The sequence below is a fragment of the Stenotrophomonas rhizophila genome (assembly GCF_003751305.1).
In the GTDB taxonomy this organism is placed as follows: domain Bacteria; phylum Pseudomonadota; class Gammaproteobacteria; order Xanthomonadales; family Xanthomonadaceae; genus Stenotrophomonas; species Stenotrophomonas rhizophila_B.
Window position 1 is genome coordinate 314,267 of sequence record NZ_RJKV01000003.1, and the last position, 19,658, is coordinate 333,924.

17 protein-coding genes are annotated in these 19,658 nt (G+C 63.7%); 10 read left to right on the top strand and 7 right to left on the bottom strand.

What is annotated here, in order from left to right; genetic code table 11:
- The first annotated feature begins 27 nt into the window (after positions 1-27).
- Together EDF74_RS16455 and EDF74_RS16460 are read left to right on the top strand one after the other, a co-directional pair.
- Positions 28-564 (top strand): lipocalin family protein, encoded by a 537-nt coding sequence (locus EDF74_RS16455; protein ID WP_123731114.1) that lies wholly within the window; start codon positions 28-30, stop codon positions 562-564.
- Positions 565-708: 144 nt separating this feature from the next.
- Positions 709-2,604, top strand: coding sequence for a patatin-like phospholipase family protein (locus tag EDF74_RS16460; protein ID WP_123731115.1), 1,896 nt, complete (start codon positions 709-711; stop codon positions 2,602-2,604).
- A 67-nt stretch (positions 2,605-2,671) separates the two neighbouring features.
- Here EDF74_RS16460 and EDF74_RS16465 read toward each other — a convergent pair whose 3' ends face one another.
- Complete coding sequence (locus EDF74_RS16465) at positions 2,672-4,042, bottom strand: helix-turn-helix domain-containing protein (protein ID WP_123731116.1); 1,371 nt, start codon at positions 4,040-4,042, stop codon at positions 2,672-2,674.
- A 111-nt stretch (positions 4,043-4,153) separates the two neighbouring features.
- Here EDF74_RS16465 and EDF74_RS16470 point away from each other — a divergent pair, with 111 nt between their 5' ends.
- The 5 genes from EDF74_RS16470 to mmsB are packed head-to-tail and all read left to right on the top strand — an operon-like array spanning position 4,154 to position 9,704.
- Positions 4,154-5,659, top strand: a complete 1,506-nt coding sequence (locus tag EDF74_RS16470; protein ID WP_123731117.1) for a CoA-acylating methylmalonate-semialdehyde dehydrogenase — start codon at positions 4,154-4,156, stop codon at positions 5,657-5,659.
- A 25-nt stretch (positions 5,660-5,684) separates the two neighbouring features.
- Entirely contained in the window at positions 5,685-6,851 is a 1,167-nt protein-coding gene (locus EDF74_RS16475; RefSeq protein ID WP_123731118.1) for an acyl-CoA dehydrogenase family protein, read from the top strand.
- Positions 6,848-7,645, top strand: a complete 798-nt coding sequence (locus EDF74_RS16480) for an enoyl-CoA hydratase (protein WP_123731119.1) — start codon at positions 6,848-6,850, stop codon at positions 7,643-7,645. Before EDF74_RS16475 ends, EDF74_RS16480 begins: the two co-directional genes overlap by 4 nt.
- Positions 7,642-8,817 carry an enoyl-CoA hydratase/isomerase family protein gene (locus EDF74_RS16485; protein ID WP_123731120.1) on the top strand — a complete coding sequence of 392 codons (1,176 nt, stop codon included), beginning with the start codon at positions 7,642-7,644 and terminating at the stop codon, positions 8,815-8,817. Before EDF74_RS16480 ends, EDF74_RS16485 begins: the two co-directional genes overlap by 4 nt.
- Complete coding sequence (gene mmsB, locus EDF74_RS16490; RefSeq protein ID WP_123731121.1) at positions 8,814-9,704, top strand: 3-hydroxyisobutyrate dehydrogenase; 891 nt, start codon at positions 8,814-8,816, stop codon at positions 9,702-9,704. Before EDF74_RS16485 ends, mmsB begins: the two co-directional genes overlap by 4 nt.
- Positions 9,705-9,876: 172 nt before the next feature.
- On the opposite strand, the gene EDF74_RS16495 is transcribed toward mmsB, so the two are convergent.
- Positions 9,877-10,302, bottom strand: coding sequence for an organic hydroperoxide resistance protein (locus EDF74_RS16495; protein ID WP_019185509.1), 426 nt, complete (start codon positions 10,300-10,302; stop codon positions 9,877-9,879).
- A 110-nt stretch (positions 10,303-10,412) separates the two neighbouring features.
- On the opposite strand from EDF74_RS16495, the gene EDF74_RS16500 reads away from it, so the two are divergent.
- Positions 10,413-11,249, top strand: coding sequence for an AraC family transcriptional regulator (locus EDF74_RS16500; RefSeq protein ID WP_123731122.1), 837 nt, complete (start codon positions 10,413-10,415; stop codon positions 11,247-11,249).
- A gap of 21 nt (positions 11,250-11,270) precedes the next feature.
- Here EDF74_RS16500 and EDF74_RS16505 read toward each other — a convergent pair whose 3' ends face one another.
- The gene (locus tag EDF74_RS16505; protein WP_123731123.1) at positions 11,271-12,227 is read right to left on the bottom strand and encodes a cation diffusion facilitator family transporter; all 957 of its coding nucleotides are present in this window, start codon (positions 12,225-12,227) and stop codon (positions 11,271-11,273) included.
- 882 nt (positions 12,228-13,109) lie between these two features.
- On the opposite strand from EDF74_RS16505, the gene EDF74_RS18165 reads away from it, so the two are divergent.
- Positions 13,110-14,477, top strand: coding sequence for a hypothetical protein (locus tag EDF74_RS18165; protein WP_148045970.1), 1,368 nt, complete (start codon positions 13,110-13,112; stop codon positions 14,475-14,477).
- A 792-nt stretch (positions 14,478-15,269) separates the two neighbouring features.
- Here the strand turns inward: EDF74_RS18165 and EDF74_RS16510 are convergent.
- Positions 15,270-15,509, bottom strand: a complete 240-nt coding sequence (locus EDF74_RS16510; RefSeq protein WP_123731124.1) for a hypothetical protein — start codon at positions 15,507-15,509, stop codon at positions 15,270-15,272.
- Between the two features lie 260 nt (positions 15,510-15,769).
- Here EDF74_RS16510 and EDF74_RS16520 point away from each other — a divergent pair, with 260 nt between their 5' ends.
- Positions 15,770-16,783: a phage portal protein gene (locus EDF74_RS16520; protein ID WP_123731125.1), complete on the top strand. Its 1,014-nt coding sequence runs from the start codon at positions 15,770-15,772 to the stop codon at positions 16,781-16,783.
- Between the two features lie 39 nt (positions 16,784-16,822).
- Here EDF74_RS16520 and EDF74_RS16525 read toward each other — a convergent pair whose 3' ends face one another.
- From EDF74_RS16525 to EDF74_RS16535, 3 genes are all read right to left on the bottom strand, one after another.
- Entirely contained in the window at positions 16,823-17,575 is a 753-nt protein-coding gene (locus EDF74_RS16525; RefSeq protein ID WP_123731126.1) for a hypothetical protein, read from the bottom strand.
- A 2-nt stretch (positions 17,576-17,577) separates the two neighbouring features.
- Positions 17,578-18,612, bottom strand: coding sequence for a DGQHR domain-containing protein (locus EDF74_RS16530; protein WP_123731127.1), 1,035 nt, complete (start codon positions 18,610-18,612; stop codon positions 17,578-17,580).
- A gap of 103 nt (positions 18,613-18,715) precedes the next feature.
- Entirely contained in the window at positions 18,716-19,426 is a 711-nt protein-coding gene (locus tag EDF74_RS16535; protein ID WP_123731128.1) for a Rha family transcriptional regulator, read from the bottom strand.
- Positions 19,427-19,658 lie beyond the last annotated feature (232 nt).

Genomic DNA, 19,658 nt, shown 5'->3' on the forward strand with positions numbered 1-19,658 from the left:
CACCCCACGTTCCTGGAGGAAGCCGTCATGTCCATCCGTGCTCTCGTTCCCCTGCTGGTTGTCGGCATGATGCTCGTCGGCTGCAGCGGCAACACCCGTCCGATCCCGCCCGTGGCGCATGTGGACGTGCCGCGCTTCATGGGCGACTGGTATGTGATCGCCCATATCCCCAGCCGGCCCGAACGTGAAGCGTTCGATGCCGTGGAGTCCTACGCACTGCGTCCGGACGGCCGCATCCAGACCACCTTCCGTTATCGCAAGGGCAGCTTCCAGGCACCGATCAAGACCATGCACCCGGTCGGGACGGTCAAGGAGGGCACCGGCGGCGCGATCTGGGGCATGCAGTTCATCTGGCCGATCCAGGCCGAGTACGTGATTGTGGACCTGGATCCGGACTACAAGCAGACCATCGTGGGCCGCAGCAAGCGCGACTACATGTGGCTGATGGCGCGCACCCCGACCATCTCCGATGCCGACTATCAAGCGGCGATGACCCGCATCGCCGCGCTCGGTTACGACTTGTCCCAGGTGCGGCGCGTGCCGCAGTCCGGCAACGCTGAATAAGCCGTTCCGTGCCGCGCTTCTCAGGCCCTGAGAAGCGCGCGGGCGATACTGTCGCCATCGATCTCCCCGGTGCCTGCCTCGTGGCAGGCACCGCTGTGGAGGGTGCGTGGATCGGCCACGCACGGGCGGACAGAGGACGGCAACGTGGCGGACAAGTACTGCGATCTGGTCATGAAGGGCGGCATCACCAGCGGCATCGTGTATCCCAACGCGGTGCTTTCGCTGGCCCGTGAGTACCGCTTCAAGAGCATCGGTGGCACCTCGGCCGGCGCCATTGCCGCCGCCGTGGCCGCGGCGGCCGCGCTGGGCGATCGGCGCCGCCAGGCCGGGGAGCCGGTAGCGGCGGCGGTGGGCTTTCCGGGGCTGGCCGACGTGTCCGCCCAGCTGTCCCGACAGGGCTTCATCCACAGCCTGTTCCAACCGGCGTACGGCGCGCGCACCGCGTACCGCCTGCTGGTGATGCTCACCGGCAAGGCCGGCCTGCTGCGCAAGATCGCCTGTCTGCTCGCCGCGGTGTTCGCGATCGCGCCGCTGGAGGTGCTGCTGTCGCTGGCTGGCCTGCTGGGCATCGGCTACCTGGCCGGTGGCATTGATGGCATCTGGGCGACGTTGCTGCCCTCCCTGTTGTGCGCCTACGGCGCCGGTGTACTGGCCTCGGCGCTGCGCGTGGCCCGGGTGGCCCGGCGTAATCTGCTCGGCCTGTGCAACGGCAGCACCCAGCCGAATGCCTCCGCGCCGGCGCTGACGGATTGGCTGCATACCCAGCTGCAGGCCTTGGCCGGCAAGCCGCATGACCAGCCATTGACCTTCGGCGATCTGCATACGGCCCCACGCTATCCCGGCGAGCCCAGCGGTGCGCACGCGATCACGCTGCAGATGATCACCACCTGCGTGTCGCACAGTGAGCCGCGCACGTTGCCATTCAGTGCTGCGCACTTCTGGTTCCTGCGCGAAGAGTTCGCGCAGCTGTTCCCGGCCAGCGTGGTCGAGTGGCTGGTTGCACGGGCCGGCGCGCCGGAGCGGGTGGACGGGCGCGACTACTATCGCCTGGTGGACGGGGAGGAGCTGCCGGTGCTGGTCGCCACCCGCATGAGCCTGAGCTTCCCGCTGCTGATCAGCGCGGTGCCGCTGCACGAGCCTGCCCGTCGCGAACGTCGCTGCGCGCCGGTGGCCGATGCCGAGCCTCGTCGCGACAACACCAACGTCGCCGACAGCATGGAAGGGCTGACCAGTGGTGGCCAGAACTGCGGCCCGGTGATCACCGCGTTCCGTGTGTGCTGGTTCTCCGATGGCGGGATCAGCAGCAACTTCCCGATCCACCTGTTCGATGCCGCGCTACCGCGCTGGCCCACGTTCGGCATCAATCTTGTTTATGCGCAGGCCGCCGAGGCGATCAGTGCAGTGCCTGAGGCGGAGACGAGCGCGCATGCGCGGGCGGAGCAGGCGGTGTTCCTGCCGACCGAGAACCGCCATGGCTGGCAGCGCACCTACCAGTCCATCGCGCGGCCGCTGGCCGCCGCGGAGATGTCCGGCTTCCTGTTCTCGATCGTATCGACCATGCAGAACTGGCGCGATGTGCTGCAGGCGCGTGCGCCGGGGTACCGCGACCGCATCGTGCATGTCGCGCTGGAGGGCGACGAAGGTGGCATGAACCTGGACATGCCGCAGGCCGTGCTCAGCCGCATCGCCGACAAGGGCAGCATCGCCGGGGAGCGCTTCTGCGATTTCTCTTTCGCCAACCACTACTGGATCCGCTGGCGCAACCTGGCTTCGGCCTACCAGCGCTACACGCTGGATGTGGCGCGCACCGATGACCCCGCACAACGCGTGGCGGCCTACGAAGCGGCGTATCAAAGTGTGGCCACCGGCACGCCGGTGCCGCCGTCCTACCGCTTGAGCTCGGAAGACAAACGCCGCGAATCGCAGCAGTTGTGGCGGCACATGGTCGAGCAGGGCCAGACCTGGGAAGACCTGGGGCCGGACCTCACCGACGGCGCGCCGCGCCCGCTGCCGCAGATGAAGGTGACGCCGATCTACTAGACCGGTGTCCTTCAAACCGGTAGGTGCCGGCCGTTGGCCGGCACGATCCAACTGCCACCGGACCGCATCAGCCGCGGCCCGGCAGCTGCGGGAACGCGCGCTGCATGCAGTCCTCGCGCGGGCACACGCGGCAGCCCGGGCCGATCGAGACCGAGTTGCCCGGGCTCTGGATATCCAGCCCGCGCGTGTAGATCAACCGCTCGGCGTGCTGCAGATCGCAGCCCAGCGCCACCGCGAAGGTTTTGCGCGGCTGGCCATGCCCGATCGGGCCGCTGCTCACCTGCCGCGCCAGCCAGAAGTGGCGGCGTCCGTCAGGCATCCGCGCGGTCTGGGTCAGTACGCGCCCGGGTTGGTTGAAGGCTTCGTACACGATCCACAACGGGCACGAGCCACCCACTTGTGAGAAGTGGAAATCGGTGGCCGAATGCCGTTTGGAGACATTGCTGGCGCGGTCCACGCGGATGAAGAAGAACGGCAGGCCGGGCGCGCTGCGTCGCGCCAGCGTGCTCAAGCGATGGCAGACCGCCTCGAAGCCCACGCCGAAGCGATGGGCCAGCGCATCGATGTCGTACGCGCTGTGCTCGGCGGCGCGCAGGAACTGCGCATACGGCATCACCAGCGCACCGGCGAAGTAGTTGGACATGCCGATCCGCGCCTGTGCTATCTGCTCTGCCTCGCCAAACCCGGCGCGTGCGATCACCGCATCGATCTGCGCCGCATACCCGAGCAGGGCCAGCTCCGCGGCCATCTGGAACGCCTGCTGGCCCGGCTCCAGATAGTCGGGCAGCCACAGCGTGCGGCTGCCGCCGTCGTAGACGCGCTTCTCGCGCCCGGCCTGCAGCGGCCCCACTTCCACCAGCACGCCATGGCGGTCGGCCAGCAGCTGGCGCAGTCGCGGCGCCACGTGCCCGGCCACCAGTCCCCATTCGCCGAACAGCTGCTCGGCCAGGTCATCCAGCTCGGGGATGTGGTTGTGCATGCGGTTGAAGAAATCGCGGACCTGGTCGCCCGCGGGCAGCGCCTGCCCGGCATGCACATCGCCCAGCTGGAACTCCAGCGCGGCGGCATGCTCGCGCAGCATCAGGTGGCGGCGGTGCAGGTCGAGCAGGGCACGGCTGATCTGCGGCAGGTTGCCCGCCATCGCGCGCAGTTCGGTGCTGCTGACATCGGCCAGGCCGAGGTCGCGCAGGGTCTCGCCCAGCGATTCCTGCAGCGCGCCGGGGTCATCGACCTCGAACAGCTCGCTGACATCGCCCAGTACGTCGCGCAGCTTGCCCTGCACCGCCGGGGTCAGCGGCCGCTTGTTGCGCTCGATCTGGTTCAGGTAGCTGGCCGACAGCCCGAGCGCCTTGGCCAGCGCCAGCTGGCTGTAGCCGCGCTGCTCGCGCAGCTTGAGCAGGCGCAGGCCGATCTGGCGTTGGACGGGCTGGCTATTCACAGAATTCACAAAAATCGTAGCGGGGATTGGCCAGATTAAGCGCATACAGGCCGGAAATCGAGGGTGGCACTGTGAATAATGCAAACAACTTTCGACCCGCCGGGATTGTCCATGACTGTTGCAGCGCCCCGTATCCGCATGTTGATCGATGGCCAGTTCATCGAATCGGCCAGCTCGCAGTGGCAGAACGTGGTCAATCCGGCCACCCAGGACGTCCTGGCCCAGGTCCCGTTTGCCACCCCCAGCGAAGTCGACGCCGCCGTCGCCTCGGCCAAGGAAGCGTTCAAGACCTGGCGCAAGACCCCGATCGGCACCCGCGCGCGCATCTTCCTGAAGTACCAGCAGCTGATCCGCGAGAACATGAGCGAGCTGGCCCACATCCTCAGCGCCGAGCAGGGCAAGACCGTGCCGGATGCCGAGGGCGATGTGTTCCGTGGCCTGGAAGTGGTCGAGCACGCTGCCGCGATCGGGAACCTGCAGCTCGGCGAGCTGGCCAACAACGTGGCCAACGGCGTGGACACCTACACCCTGCTGCAGCCGCTCGGCGTGTGCGCGGGCATCACCCCGTTCAACTTCCCGGCGATGATTCCGCTGTGGATGTTCCCGATGGCCATCGCCACCGGCAACACCTTCATCCTCAAGCCGTCCGAGCAGGACCCGATGGTCACCATGCGCCTGGTCGAACTGGCGCTGGAAGCGGGTATCCCCAAGGGCGTGCTGAACGTCGTGCACGGCGGTGAAGACGTGGTCAACGCGATCTGCGACCACCCGGATATCAAGGCGGTGTCCTTCGTCGGTTCCACCCGCGTCGGCACCCATGTGTACAACCGCGCCTCGCTGGCCGGCAAGCGCGTGCAGTGCATGATGGGCGCCAAGAACCACGCCGTGGTGCTGCCGGACGCCAACAAGGAACAGAGCCTCAACGCGATGGTCGGTGCCGCCTTCGGTGCGGCCGGCCAGCGCTGCATGGCCGCCTCCACCCTGGTGCTGGTGGGCGAAGCGCGCGAGTGGGTGCCGGACCTGGTGGCCAAGGCCAAGACGCTGAAGGTCAGCGGCGGCAGTGTCGCCGGTACCGATGTCGGCCCGGTGATCTCATGCGCCGCGCGTGAGCGTGTAGAAGGCCTGATCGCCTCGGGCGTGGAGCAGGGCGCCAAGCTGGTGCTCGACGGCCGCAACCCGCAGGTCGATGGTTTCGAGAAGGGCAACTTCGTTGGCCCGACCATCTTCGCCGGCGTCAAGCCGGGCATGCGCGTGTACGACGAGGAAATCTTCGGGCCGGTGCTGGTGATCCTGGAAGCGGACACGCTCGAAGACGCCATCGCACTGATCAACGCCAACCCGAACGGCAACGGCACCGCGCTGTTCACCCAATCGGGTGCGGCCGCCCGCAAGTTCCAGGAAGACATCGACGTCGGCCAGGTCGGCATCAACGTGCCGATCCCGGTGCCGGTGCCGCTGTTCTCGTTCACCGGCTCGCGTGCCTCCAAGCTCGGTGACCTGGGCCCGTACGGCAAGCAGGTGGTGATGTTCTACACCCAGACCAAGACGATCACCTCACGCTGGTTCGATGACGAGACGCTGGGTCATGGCGTCAACACCACCATCAGCCTGAAGTAAGCAACAGCAACAACGGAGTTCGACCATGAGCCACTCGATGACGACGGAACTCGACGAAGCGCAGCAGGCCTATAGAGAGGCAGCGCGTGACTTCGCCCAGGCCGAACTGGCGCCGCACGCCGCGCGATGGGATGCGGAGGGCATCTTTCCGCGCGAGGCGATCGCCAAGGCAGGGGAACTCGGGTTCTGTGGGTTGTACATGGATCCCGAGGTCGGTGGCAGCGGCTTGAGCCGTCTGGACGCCGCCGTCGTCATCGAGGAGCTCGCCAATGTGGATCCGTCCACGGCGGCCTATGTCAGCATCCACAACATGGCGTCGTGGATGGTGGCCAAATGGGGCCAGCAGAGCCTGCGTGCCGCGTGGGGTGCAGACCTCTCGTCCGGCACCAAGCTGGCCTCGTACTGCCTGACCGAGCCGGGTGCCGGCTCGGACGCGGCCTCGCTGAAAACCAGCGCGGTGCGTGACGGCGACGATTACGTACTCAACGGCTCCAAGGCCTTCATCTCCGGCGCCGGTGCCACCGAACTGCTGGTGGTGATGGCGCGTACGGGCGGCCCGGGCGCGGGCGGCATCAGCGCGATCGCGGTGCCGGCCGACCTGCCGGGCATCAGTTACGGCCGCAAAGAAGAGAAGATGGGCTGGAACAGCCAGCCGACCCGTGGCATCACGTTCGAGAACGTGCGCGTGCCGGTCAGCCATCTGCTCGGCGAGGAAGGCAGCGGTTTCAAGCTGGCCATGAAGGGCCTGGACGGGGGGCGCATCAACATCGCCGCCTGTTCGCTGGGCGCGGCCCAGGGCGCACTGGATGCCGCCCGCCGCTACATGGGCGAGCGCCGTCAGTTCGGCAAGGCGCTGTCGGAGTTCCAGGCACTGCAGTTCAAGCTGGCCGACATGGTCACCCAGCTGGTCGCCGCCCGGCAGATGGTGCACACCGCCGCGCGCAAGCTTGATGCCGGTGCCAGCGATGCCAACGTGTGGTGCGCGATGGCCAAGCGCTTCGCCACCGATGCCGGTTTCAACATCTGCAACGACGCGCTGCAGATCCACGGCGGCTACGGCTATATCCGTGAATACCCGATTGAACGGCTGCTGCGCGATTCGCGCGTGCACCAGATCCTGGAGGGCACCAACGAGATCATGCGTGTGATCGTGGCCCGCCATCTGCTCAACACTGAAGAGGAACTGCGATGATGGAGTGGCGCCAGCATGATCATGTCGGTCTGAAGGTCGAGGCCGATGGCCACGTCGCGGTCATCACCCTCAACAACCCGCCAGCGCACACCTGGACCGTGCACAGCCTGTCCGCGCTGCGCGATCTGGTCGGCGCGCTCAATGCAGACCGCGATATCTATGCGCTGGTGATCACCGGCGATGGCGAGAAGTTCTTCTCCGCCGGTGCCGACCTGAAGCAGTTCGCCTCCGGCGACAAGGCCGCCGCACGCGAAGCTGCACGTCGCTTCGGCGAAGCCTTCGAAGCGCTGTCCGGGTTCCGTGGCGTGTCCATCGCCGCTATCAACGGCTACGCGATGGGCGGCGGTCTGGAATGCGCGCTGGCATGCGACCTGCGCATCATCGAAGAACACGCCCAGGTGGCGCTGCCGGAGGCCACCGTCGGCCTGCTGCCGTGCGCCGGCGGCACCCAGAACCTGCCGCGTCTGGTTGGCGAAGGCTGGGCCAAGCGCATGATCCTGCTGGGCGAGCGCGTCGATGCGGACACCGCACTGCGGATCGGCCTGGTCGAAGAGAAGGTCGCCAAGGGCGAAGCCAAGGCACTGGCGCTGGCATGGGCGCACAAGGCCGGCAAGCAGAGCCCGACCAGCATCGCCGCGTGCAAAACGCTGGTGCAGGCCACCCGTACCGGTACCCACGCCTCGGCGCTGGTCGCCGAACGCGAGGCCTTCGTCGATCTGTTCGACAGCGCCGACCAGGCCGAAGGCGTGAACGCCTTCCTGGAAAAGCGCGCTGCGCAATGGAAGAACGCATGAGCACCGCCGTCGCCCCTGACGAGGCGCCGGTGCTGTTCGAAGAGCGCGCCGCCGGCAATGGCACGCGCATCGGCATCGCCACGCTCAACGCCGCGCGCACCCTCAACGGGTTCTCGCTGCCGATGGCGCACCTGCTGCGCGAGCGGCTGGAGGCCTGGGCCGTTGATGACGGCATCGCGCTGGTCGTGCTGCAGGGCGCGGGCGAAAAAGCCTTCTGCGCCGGCGGCGACCTGCACAGCCTGTACCGCAGCATGGTCGACTACCGCGAGAGCGGAAAGGCCGACATCCGCGGCAACAGTTACGCCGCCGAGTTCTTCGACGTCGAGTACCGCGTCGACTACGCGATCCACACTTATCCCAAGCCGATCCTGTGCTGGGGCCATGGCATCGTCATGGGCGGTGGCATCGGCCTGATGTCCGGCGCCAGCCACCGCGTGGTCAGCGAGCGCTCCAAGCTGGCGTTCCCTGAGATCACCGTCGGCCTGTTCCCGGATGTCGGCGGCAGCTGGCTGCTGCCGCGCGTGCCCGGCCACGGCGGCCTGTTCCTGGCCCTGACCGGTGCGCCGCTCAACGCAGGCGATGCGATCTACGCCGGCCTGGCCGATATCCACATCGCCGAGGCACAGCGCGAGACCGTGTTCAATGCGCTGGTGGACGTGCACTGGAGCCGCGAGGCCAAGCGCAACCACGAACAGTTGACCGCGCTGCTGCAGCAGCACGCCAGCGATGCGGCCACCGGCCCGTTGCTGCGCAATGCCGCCACCGTGGATGCGCTGTGCACCGGTGACGACGTCGGCGCGATCGTCGAGGCGATCCTTGCCCTGGAGACCGAGGACGCCTGGTTGAAGAACGCGCAGGCCACGCTCGCCGCCGGTGCGCCCGGCTCGGCGCGGCTCGCGTTCGAGCTGCAGCGCCTGGCCGAGGGCGCCTCGTTGGCCGAGGTCTACCGCATCGAGTACATCGCAGCCCTGCATGCGGCCGCCCATGGCGATTTCGCCGAAGGCATCCGCGCGCTGCTGATCGACAAGGACCGCACCCCGAAGTGGCAGCCGCGCACGCTGGCGGACGCGACGGCCGAGTGGGCCCGCACCTTCTTCGTTTCGCCGTGGTCCGATGCCGCGCATCCGCTGGCCGACCTCGGCGCCACCGTCCCTGAAAGGAGCCACGCATGAGCCGTATTGCATTCATCGGGTTGGGCAACATGGGTGGCCCGATGGCCGCCAACCTGGCCAAAGCCGGTCACGCCGTGCGCGTGTTCGATCTGGTGCCGGCTGCCGTGCAGGCCGCCGTCGATGCCGGCGCCACCGCCGCCAGCTCGGCGCTGGATACCCTGACCGACGCCGAGATCGTCATCTCGATGCTGCCGGCCAGCCGCCACGTGGAAGGCGTGTACCTGGGTGATGACGGCCTGCTCGGCGACATCCCGGGCGGCGCGCTCATCATCGATTGCAGCACCATCGCCCCGGCCACCGCCCGCAAGGTCGCCGAAGCGGCCGCGGCGCGTGGCCTGCAGATGCTGGATGCCCCGGTGTCCGGCGGTACTGCAGGTGCACAGGCCGGCACGCTGACCTTCATCGTCGGTGGCGAAGCCGAGGCACTGGAGCGTGCGCGCCCGCTGCTGCAGGCGATGGGCAAGAACATCTTCCACGTCGGTGCCAGCGGTGCCGGCCAGGTCGCCAAGCTGTGCAACAACATGGCGCTGGGCGTGATCATGGCGGTGACCGGTGAATCGATCGCGCTGGGCGTCGCGCACGGGCTGGACCCGAAAGTGCTCTCGCAGATGATGGCGGTCAGCACCGGCCGCAGCTGGGCCACCGAAGTGTGCAACCCGTGGCCCGGCGTGCTCGAAAACGCCCCGGCCTCGCGCGGCTACAGCGGCGGTTTCGGCAGCGACCTGATGCTCAAGGACATGGGCCTGGCGGTGGAAGCAGCGATGAGTGTCGGTGCCTCGATCCCGCTGGGCGAACTGGCCCGCAACCTGTATTCGATGAATCACCAGGCCGGTCGCGGCAAGCTGGATTTCTCCAGCGTGGTGCAGCTGATCACGCACGACCCATAAAGGCCGGATCCGGTAGTGCCGGCCGCTGGCCGGCAACGACGGTAGCCCAGGTAGGCAACGACCGTTGATCGTTGCAGCCGAACAAGATGCATCCCGTGGTCAGCCACAGGATCCACCGCGGTGGGATGGGCGGTTGCCAGACGATCAAGTCCGGCAGCCGCCCATTTTTTTTTCAGACCACCGTCAGCGTCACGTCGATGTTGCCGCGGGTCGCGTTGGAGTACGGGCACACGATGTGCGCCTTCTGCACCAGCTCTTCGACCTGCTCGCGCGGCAGGCCCGGGACCGAGATTTCCAGCGCCACTTCGATGCCGAAGCCGGTCGGGATCTGGCCGATGCCGACCTTGCCGGTGATCTGCGTTTCAGCCGGCAGAGCGACCTTGGCCTGGCCGGCCACATACTTCAGCGCGCCCAGGAAGCAGGCCGAGTAGCCGGCAGCGAACAGCTGCTCCGGGTTGGTGCCCGGGCCGCCCGCACCGCCCAGCTCGCGCGGGGTGGAGAGCTGGATGTCCAGCACGTTGTCGGAAGAGACGGCGCGGCCGTCGCGGCCGCCGTTGGCAGTGGCCTGGGCGGTATACAGAACGTTGGCAATGGACATGGGAATCTCCTGCGGAGTGAAAGGGGTGGGCCAGATGGCAGGTGTACTTTGCGCGTCTGCTCCGTACTTGTGGCAACATTTCGTCCAGAAAACTTGATCTGGAGTCCGCCATGGTCGACCGACTGCAATCCCTGCTGGACCGTTTCGCGGTCTCGGCCGAGGTCTTCCACGCTGGCGCGCTGTGCGGCATCAACGATCTGCCGGCCGACGGCGAGCGCGGCCAGCTGCATCTGATCCGCGACGGCGAGGTGCGTGTCGAGCACCCGGATGGCAGCACGCTGCAGATCACCACGCCCAGCGTACTGCTGTACCCGCGCCCGCTCGCGCACCGCTTCGTTACCGATGCCACGCGGGGCGCGGATTTCGCCTGCGCCAACCTGCAGTTCGAAGGGGGCGCCAACAACCCGGTCGCCGCTGCGCTGCCGCCGATCGTCTGCCTGCCGCTGGAGGGCTTGTACGGCGGCCAGCCGGTGCTGTCGCTGCTGTTCGAAGAAGCCTTCGCGCAGCGCTGCGGCCGCCAGGCACTGCTGGATCGCCTGTTCGAAGTGGTGCTCATCCAGATCCTGCGCGCGCTGATGGAAAGCGGCCAGATCCGCGTCGGCCTGCTCGCCGGTATGGCCCATCCGCGTCTGCGCCACGCGCTGGTGGCCATGCATGAAGCACCCGCCGATGAGTGGACGCTGGAGTCGCTCGCGCAGCGCGCCGGCATGTCACGCAGCGCCTTCGCCGACAGCTTCCGCGACACCATCGGCAGCACGCCCGGGCACTATCTGCAGGGCTGGCGTACCCGCCTCGTGCAGCAGGCACTGCGCCGCGGCCACCCGCTCAAGCGCATCGCGATCGATGTGGGCTACGGTAGCGAAGCCGCGTTGTCGCGCGCGTTCAAGGCACAGACCGGGCAATCGCCGCGGCAGTGGAAACAGGGCAGCGTGGCGACCGAGCGATAACGCGATGCGCGTCGGCAGCGCTCAGATCGCCCACTCCCGATCCGTCGTGAACATGATCGTCAGCCAGCGGTCCGGCGACTCTTCACCCAGCGCCTCGCCGATCTCATCGCGCAGGCGATCCCATTCGATCAGCGCCCGCGGTGGATCATCGGCGCGCACCACGAAGAACAATTCGATCTGCTCACCGCGCCCGACCTTGGCCACATAACTGCGGTATTCCAGGAAACCGTGCCTGGCCACGATGTCGCGCGCGACTTCGTCCACATGGGTCTGCAGATCCAGCGGGGTGATCAGCAGGATGTCCGACAGCGCCTGTCGTACCGTGCCCATCGGCGCGACGACCACGAACAGGCAGACCACCAGCAGGATCGCCGGATCGATGTAGGGCACCAGCCACGCCCACTGCGTGCCGCCCAATACATAGCCGCCGAGGAAGGCGACCAGATAGGCGGCTGACATGCTCGCCGCGACCACCCAGTTCTTCGCATCCAGCGCGATGAAGTCCGAGCCGATCGACCGGTTCGCCCGGCGTACGAACAGCGCCAGGCCGGTTTCGGCCACGATCGAGATCACCGCGAATAGGATCGCCGGCCCCAACGCGATCTCGCGTCCGCCGGACATCAGGGCGTCCACCGCATTGACCGCTGCGTACAGGGCGGCACCGATCATCAACGTGCCGCTGACCCCGAGGACGATCGGCTCCAGGTGCCAGAAGCCCATGGTGAAGCGCTGGTTCAAGCGCGACTGCAGGGTATCCACGTGGGTCGACAGGCTGATCAGGCGCACCACCAGCAGCGACAACCAGGTCATCACCACGTCGATGAGCCCGTAGATGCCGTCGAAGATGATCAGCGAGGAGTTGGCGAGCAGGCCAAAGGCCACCGCGGCGGCGGCCATCGCCAAAGAGGCGGCGATCGACAGGCGCAGGACGCCTTGTTCGGTGGTGGGGTCGAACGCGCGGGTGCGGAGTAGGGACATCAGGTAGTGCGCGATGGATGGTTCATGCGTGCATTCTGGCCTGTCGGCGTGATGGCTGCGCGTCTGCCGCCGTGGCAGCCCACTTGGAACAATTCGACAAGCCACTGTGGACGCCGCAATGATCAATCCTACGAACTACGGCCTTACACGGAAGATCCCCACGGATTACTGCGTGATGTCAGCCAGAAACCGGATTAGCCTCGCAGGCTGTTGCTTACAATGATCGCTGAAGTGCCTGCCGTTGAGTCCTAGGGATTCTTGAGCTCATAGCTTTTCATTCGACTCCGCAGTTCGAATCAAGCTTGAGCTTTATGAAACGGAACTGGCACATCACCCAGCTTCGCGTGCTCGCCACAGTTGAATCCGGTCCGAAGGGCCAAGTGGCGCTAGGCTGTACTGGCAAATTTCATCGAGGCTATCGAAACAAGTGGCTATCGAAATGACTGCAAGCTGCTACGCAGTTCCAAGAAAAATAGAAAATCCTTGAGGTGCTGGCTCATCTGTAGTTGCCCTCACTAACAATTCCACGGGGACCAATTGTGCGCTATTTCCTGACAGCGCGAAGAGAAATTCATGGCGTCAGGCGCGACTGCTGAAGTACTAGTTTGTGTTCGACTACATTGCGCGTAGTTCTCTGGTAGGAGTGTGCCTCTCCAGCAACAATACGCTGCTCATTACGTCCATCAGTCATGCAGTCATGATCGCGAAGGAGTAGCACAGGATGGCCAAGAGGCCTAGTGCAAATGCTGCAGACGCGATAGTCAGTGACGGAGCGATCAGAAAGCTCGGCCCACCTCATTACGGCAACTCTAGATGGGCTGGGGTTGGACTAAGAAAGCCTAAGAGTGCTTGTGCATCGATGATGCCTCCTTTTGAATCGGTGTGCTTCGCGGTTCCAGAAAATCGCAGGGATTGAGAATAGTTCCAGTGCTTGGCATCCTCACGGTTCCAGAGGAGAGAAAGATCAAAGGACAGGGGATGAAAAGTACTGAAGCAGTGGAGCAGCTAGATAGGGCACTTCAAGATTTGGCTGCCACTAACCCGGAGACGGCGAGGCAGTTGTTCGAAAGCGAGGGGTTGGACGTATTCTCCGTTTCTGAGATTTTTCATGGATGGTGGGTGGCGCTCCACAGGTTGAGTGAGGACGAGGCTCGGATCAATCCGCAGACGACGATTCTGGATGTCGCGGTTTCGCGAGCAGTGAGGCGGGCGAAAACGGCCATTACTCGCATCAAGCGTGGTGGTGCTGATCCTGCATCTAACGGCAATTCCTTAATCTCTGAACTTGGCAACATTTCTGTGCTGGTTGGATCAATAACTGGCGCGCGCGCAGCGTTCCTGAATCCGGAGGAGCAGCAGGAGCTGAGGAGGGCTTTGGATAGGGCTAGGAAAGTAAGTTCGGCAGCTGAAGATGCTTCTACTTCCATAAAAGAAATCGAAGGAGCGGCAGCAGCAGTACGGAGTGCCAGCGACCAGGTTCGAGAAGATGGCGGTAGAGCAAGAACTCTGCTCGCTGATGCAGAGGTAGCAAGGGCATCTCTTGAGGGAGTCACTAAGACGCTAACGGATCGGGCAGCGGATGCCGAACGCCTTCATTCAGAGATCCAATCTATGAGAGAAGGTGCTGAGGCGAAGAGGGATCACTACGATGCTGCACTGGATGAAATGCGCCTTAAGGGCCAGCAGGCAGAAGCTTATCTCGCGAACACTGTGATTGAGCTGAAAAATACACTGGATAGTGTTAAGCGCCATGGTCTGGCAAGTGCATTCTCTCAGCGTGCTTCCGAATTGAGAGTGGAGCGATATATCTGGATCGCGCTGTTTGTTATAGCGCTCGGGGGGCTTGCGGTCGTTTCGATCGTATTTGCCGCATCACTTGAATCCCTTACGTATGAAGCGATTGCTTCTGGTCTATTTAGGCGAATAGCGCTGGCCGCTCCATTGATCTGGCTTGGTTGGTATGCGGCGAAGCAGGTGGGAACAATATCCAAATTGAAGGAGGATTATGATTACAAAGCAGCAACTGCGCTTGCATTTGAGGGTTACCAGAAGGAGGTTATGTCTTCAGGTAACGATGGATTGGTATCGAAACTGCTTGGTACTGCTATAAGCAATTTTGGCGACAACCCGGTTCGACTCTATCGAAGTGGGCCGAGTGAGGCGGCAAGTCCTTCAGAGGAGTTGCTCAGTAGAATTCTGAAGGAAGGAGGTCCTGATATCGCTGAAAAAGTGAGGGCGCTCTTTAAGTAAGATTGCTCGCTATCTTTTTGGCCCGTTCGGGATTCAGGCAGGTTCAGCAGGGTTGTCCCCATGGGAGATTCGCCAGCGTGAATTGGCAGTCTCTCGTGGCGTGCGTCCGATTTAGGGACCAGTTGCGGCGAGTGGTGGCGCTGGTCCAGTTGTCGTAACGCCTTGGGGGAATGTGCCGCTTCGCTATGCGACCCTCGCGCAGCGTTCATTCCAAGTAGCTAAACTATTGATTGCGCAGGCAATTCCAGTGATTCCGGATGCGCCTGCAGCCGATGACCACCCAGCCCGCAACTGACGCCGCCGCGCGTTACGCCGCCTCCCTGTGCCTGTCCGTCGCCCCGATGATGGACTGGAGCGACATCTAGATAGCACAGTGCTTTTGGGGCTTTTGGTACGCCATTGGTGCGACGAATCGGCCGTATCGGTCCCTAAGGGGCGGGCTAGGCTAGTTACCTAGCAGCGGTCCCAAGTAAGGAGCGAGTGCCGGTGCCGCCCTTGCGAGGGTTGTCATGACTGTGAGGGCTTGGAGCGCTAACGCTGCGCAGTTGGTCGACCAAGGTGGTTGCTTCGGGGGCGGGGTAGGGCAAGGAAGTGTCACAGCGGCGTGGTCGCTGTTGAGGATGTTGAAGTTGTAGTAGTAGTTGTTCGTGATGTGTGTATCGCCGTTTTTAGTGTGCATGTCGTGCTCCTATTTTTGAGGACTGCACACCTATTTAGTGAATCGGAAATCTGGCGAGCTGCAGCCGTCCGGCCGAACGCAAAGGGCCGCCCATGGGCGGCCCTTGTCGTTTCCTAAGCAGCGCGAGCCTTTCGCTGGTCGTCCCACCAACTGGCCACATCGCGGGTGTCATAGACGTCGCCGGTTCGCGGCGGCAGCATGCCAGCGCTGTGCTTGTTGGCCATGGTCTTGAGCTTGCTGCTTGGGAAGTAGGCATCCCGTAGCTGCTCAATGGTCATGGTCGGGCCGAACTGGCCGAACAGCAGCCAGAAGGTGCCGAAGCCCCCACCGCTCATGTTTCCTGGTGCGCTCATCGGTCGGTGCCTCCCACCAGTCGCAGCTGCAGCTGCGGCACCTCGCCGGGCGAGGTGGGCGATGAAGACATCGGGTGGCTTCCGTGCATTTTTTGTGCCAGTGCGCCCAGGCGAGGTCGAAGCTCGGGCACCTCGCGGTGGTGCTGCAGCGGCATTCGATGAAGTGGCCACGCCGACCTGGCGTGGGCGGTGATGCATGCCCTGCAGAACGAACCCCTTGAGGGCGGCATGGCCGCCAGCAGCACCATGGAGATTTACCGATGAACGACAGTGGAGAGACGCTGCCGCAGGCCCCGGCCGGCCGAATGGAGGCCTTCACCTTTGGCGACCCCACGCCGGTGCTGGAGACGCGCGGCATCCTGGACTACCTGGACTGCTGGCAGAACGGGCGCTTCTACGAGCCGCCTGTGGATCTGAACGGCCTGTCCCGCACCACCAAGGCGAACCCGTATCTGCAGAGCGGCCTGACCTTGAAGCGCAACATGCTCGTGCGCCAGTTCGTGCCGCATACGCTGCTGTCGCGCTCGCAGTTCGCCCAGTTGGCCTTGGACTTCATCACCTTCGGCATGGCCTATGTGGAGCGCCGACAGGCGCTGTCCGGTGCTACACACAGTCTCTCGGTACCGATGGCGCAGTACGCCCGGCGCGGCGTGGAGGAGGGCGAGTTCTTCCAAGTCAGGGCAGGGCGCGTTGAGCACGAGTTCAAGCCCGGCTCGGTGTACCAACTGCGCGAGGTGGACGTTGACCAGGAGATCTACGGCATCCCCGAGTGGATGCCGGCCGTACAGGCTGCGCTGCTCAACGAATCGGCCACGCTGTTCCGTCGCAAGTATTACAACAACGGCTCCCATGCCGGCTTCATCCTGTACCTCAACGATGCCCAAGTCGCCGATGCCGACGTGGCTGCGCTGCGCGAGGCACTGAAGTCGGCGCGCGGCCCGGGCAACTTCCGCAACCTGTTCCTACACTCGCCCAACGGCAAGAAGGACGGGCTGCAGCTGATCCCCGTCAGCGAGGTGGCCGCCAAGGACGAATTCAACAGCATCAAGAGCACCACCCGCGACGACATGCTCGCCGCGCTACGGGTGCCGCCGCAACTGCTGGGGATCGTGCCGCAGAACAGCGGCGGGTTCGGTTCCATCCGCGACGCGGCCGCTGTATGGGCCGCGCTGGAGCTGGAGCCGCTGCAGACCCGCATGCTGGCCATCAACGAATGGCTGGGCGTTGAGGTGATCCGCTTCAGCGCGTTCGACCTGGGCGCGGCACCCAGGTGATCGTCGCATTTTAGAGCGCCTTGCTAACTGCACCAGGTCTCACAATCCGCGGAACAGATTTGCGACCTCTGCCAAAGGGCCTTTGTCGTCAGAGAAGATGGTTTGGAGATAAGGTGAGTCTGCATCCTTGATTGCCTTGACGTTCGCAGCACGCGCCATGCTCAGGAACTGCTTCAAAGCCTCAAATGGCATCGCCAGCATTGCATGGTCTGGGTCAAATGCGTAAAGACTCTGTGTGTCTTTCAAGTACGCGGAGATCGCGCGTCTCACACCAATGTCTGCAATTCGAGCGAAATGTTTTGGTGGATCAGGCTCCGTAAACCGAGGCGAGCCATAGTTCACATTCTCCCGGCAGTGCATGAGCCAGTCCAAGGCGCCTTTACCTGCGACCTGCTGAGTGGCCATAGTGTTGGTGGGGAAGGTTGATTCGAACACCGACAGGGCAGCCTTGTGTGTAGTCCCAGCCAGTTTTACCGGTGTTGTCCCAGCTACCGCCCGCCAGCTGTAAGGCGTTTTTCCCATGTAGAAGATTGCTGTGCCGTCCAGCGCTAACATTGCTCTAGCAAGGTAAAAGGCGGAGTAGTAAAGCTTCACCGTTGCCCAAGAATACAGAGCGCGCTGGATGGCCTGGGTGGCGTCGCCTGCCGATACCACTCCGGAATAGGAGTAACCCATTGCATCGGTGAGCAGAGCTTGGCGTAACGTTTGAGCCGCAGGCGCAGCCATCGGAGGGAGCTGACTGGCAGGGGTCTGGCCTGCCAGCTGATGCAGAAAGTTAGCGGCTTGATGCATGACTAGACGGAGAATCTGGCAGTTTTAGTCTCCGGAACAAAAGCTTCCAGGAGCCTTTCGTAAACGTACTTCGCCGCGCTTGACCCGCTTCTGCCCTTTGTGTCTTCTTGAAGAATAAGTGTGTCTTGGCCTAGTTGGAGCGAGGCCGCAATCGTTTCTGTCGTAAAAGAGGTCTTAACGCTGCAATACGGGACAAGCTTTAACTGCAGAAATTCCAGCGCACCCATGAAGCCGGCGGCATACATGAAGGCATTGGATTTGTCGTCCCAAGCGCTGCCGTATTTCTGCTCTAAGGCCAGGAAAAGGTTGAGGACAATTTTGCCCTGGACCTCCAGCTCATGAATTTCGATCTGTTCGAAAGTGCCCTTGTCGTCGACCAATGGCTTGATGGCTGAAACAGCGGTTGATAGAGCAATGCCGCCGCGTCTTGCCTTCTGACCTGGGAACTTGATTTCCCCAAAGTAAGGTGAAGACGGATCTTCGTTAAGAAATGTAGCGATGTCTCTCGCCCGCACTGCGGCTGGATCAACCAAGTCTTCGCTGGCAACGCCGTAAAGGTCGAAGACAAGACTGCGAGGTACAGGCTTTTGCTCAGTATTGATCGCCAAGAACAGATCGGCGCACTCCTTGGTGCTCAAGTTGTCATAAATGACCACCGGTACTTCAAGCTTCCCAATCGCCTTGTCTTCCTCAATTGCTGCGCGCAGACCCGCGACGCGATGCTGCCCGTCAATGATCTGGGCTGAGCCAGCTTTTACATCGATGGTGAGCTTTCCTGCGGAACGAAGAATGGGATTCGCCGCCTTGACCCAGTTGAGGACAATCGCATTGGGGAAGTCGCCGCCGCTTAAAGCGAAATCCTTGATACTGCCGATGCGCGAGCTGTTCAGGATTCGCTGAATAGCGCCCACCTCGGTGGATTGGCCTCGCACTGCGGCATAGCTGATCGCCGCGAGAGTCTGGGCAGTGAGCCGCGTGAGCAGGAACCGTCGGTCCCCTTGCTTCACCTCAATGTAGACAGCCGTTCGCTTTGCCACACCTTCCCCTTTGCTCCGGTCACTGCCGGCTGAATGTAGTTAGACAAATATAGCTGACTAGGCGCTGGCGCGCGCACTCGTCTCCCCGCCATGCCTGCGCACTTTACAAGGTGCATTTTCTGGACCCGTCGCTCCGGTCTAGGCCGTGCGGCAATCGTTTGCTGGCAGCGAAGGGCACCACTCCCAAGGCTTCCATGGTGGGCATTGGAATACCGAGGGTCGTGTTGACCTGATACAACTGCCAATAGGCCTGCCGGCGTTCGTCCTCGTTGGTTGCGACGCTCAACGCCCGTGAAGCTTTGTAGGCCTGCTCGTGGAGCATGAGCTTGTCTTTAATGCGCAGGCCCTGGGCGAACGCCAGATCCTCAGCCAAAGGCGCCACATAAGGTTGGCGCAGTCTGTCCTCCATCACGTTGAACGCCGAGATGTAAGCCAGCCTGAAGGTGAGGGCCTGTTTGCCCGTGAAGCCCATGGCCAACAGCGCAAACCCGTCACGGCTTAGGTTGTAGATCGGGTCGCGCCGGACGGCGCCACTCCCGATGCTGACCTCCACTTCTGTCGCCTCGAATAGATCCTTGAGGACCATCAGCCCAATTTTGGGCTGATGGTCCTCATCATCCCGGAGGTCCTCTACGTCCGCCTGGTCCTCTAAGTGAATGTGCTCTCTCAAGTCGCTCAACAGGCCCTCTATGGCCCGCAGCACATGACTGTGGCGCTTGTCGAAGAACGCGGCCACGTCCGTGCTGGTGGTGAAAGCACTGCCGGTGGGTGACACCCGGACAACCGGGATGGGGAGCTGATCGGTAATGGTCATGCCCGCATTTTGCCCTCTGCCCCCGGCGCGCGCACTCGTCTCCCCGCCACGCCTGCGGTCTTTTTACCCGTGTTTTTCCGCACCCCTGCAGCACCTCCCGGGAGGCCGCCGCAGCAGCTGCTGACGGCTCTCGCCGGGGTGCCTCAATCCCTGCGGAACCCTGCGGCAACGGCGTGCTCTTCATGCGCGTCCGGGAAGTTCCAGCGAGGGGACGTCCGTCCCGGATTACTTG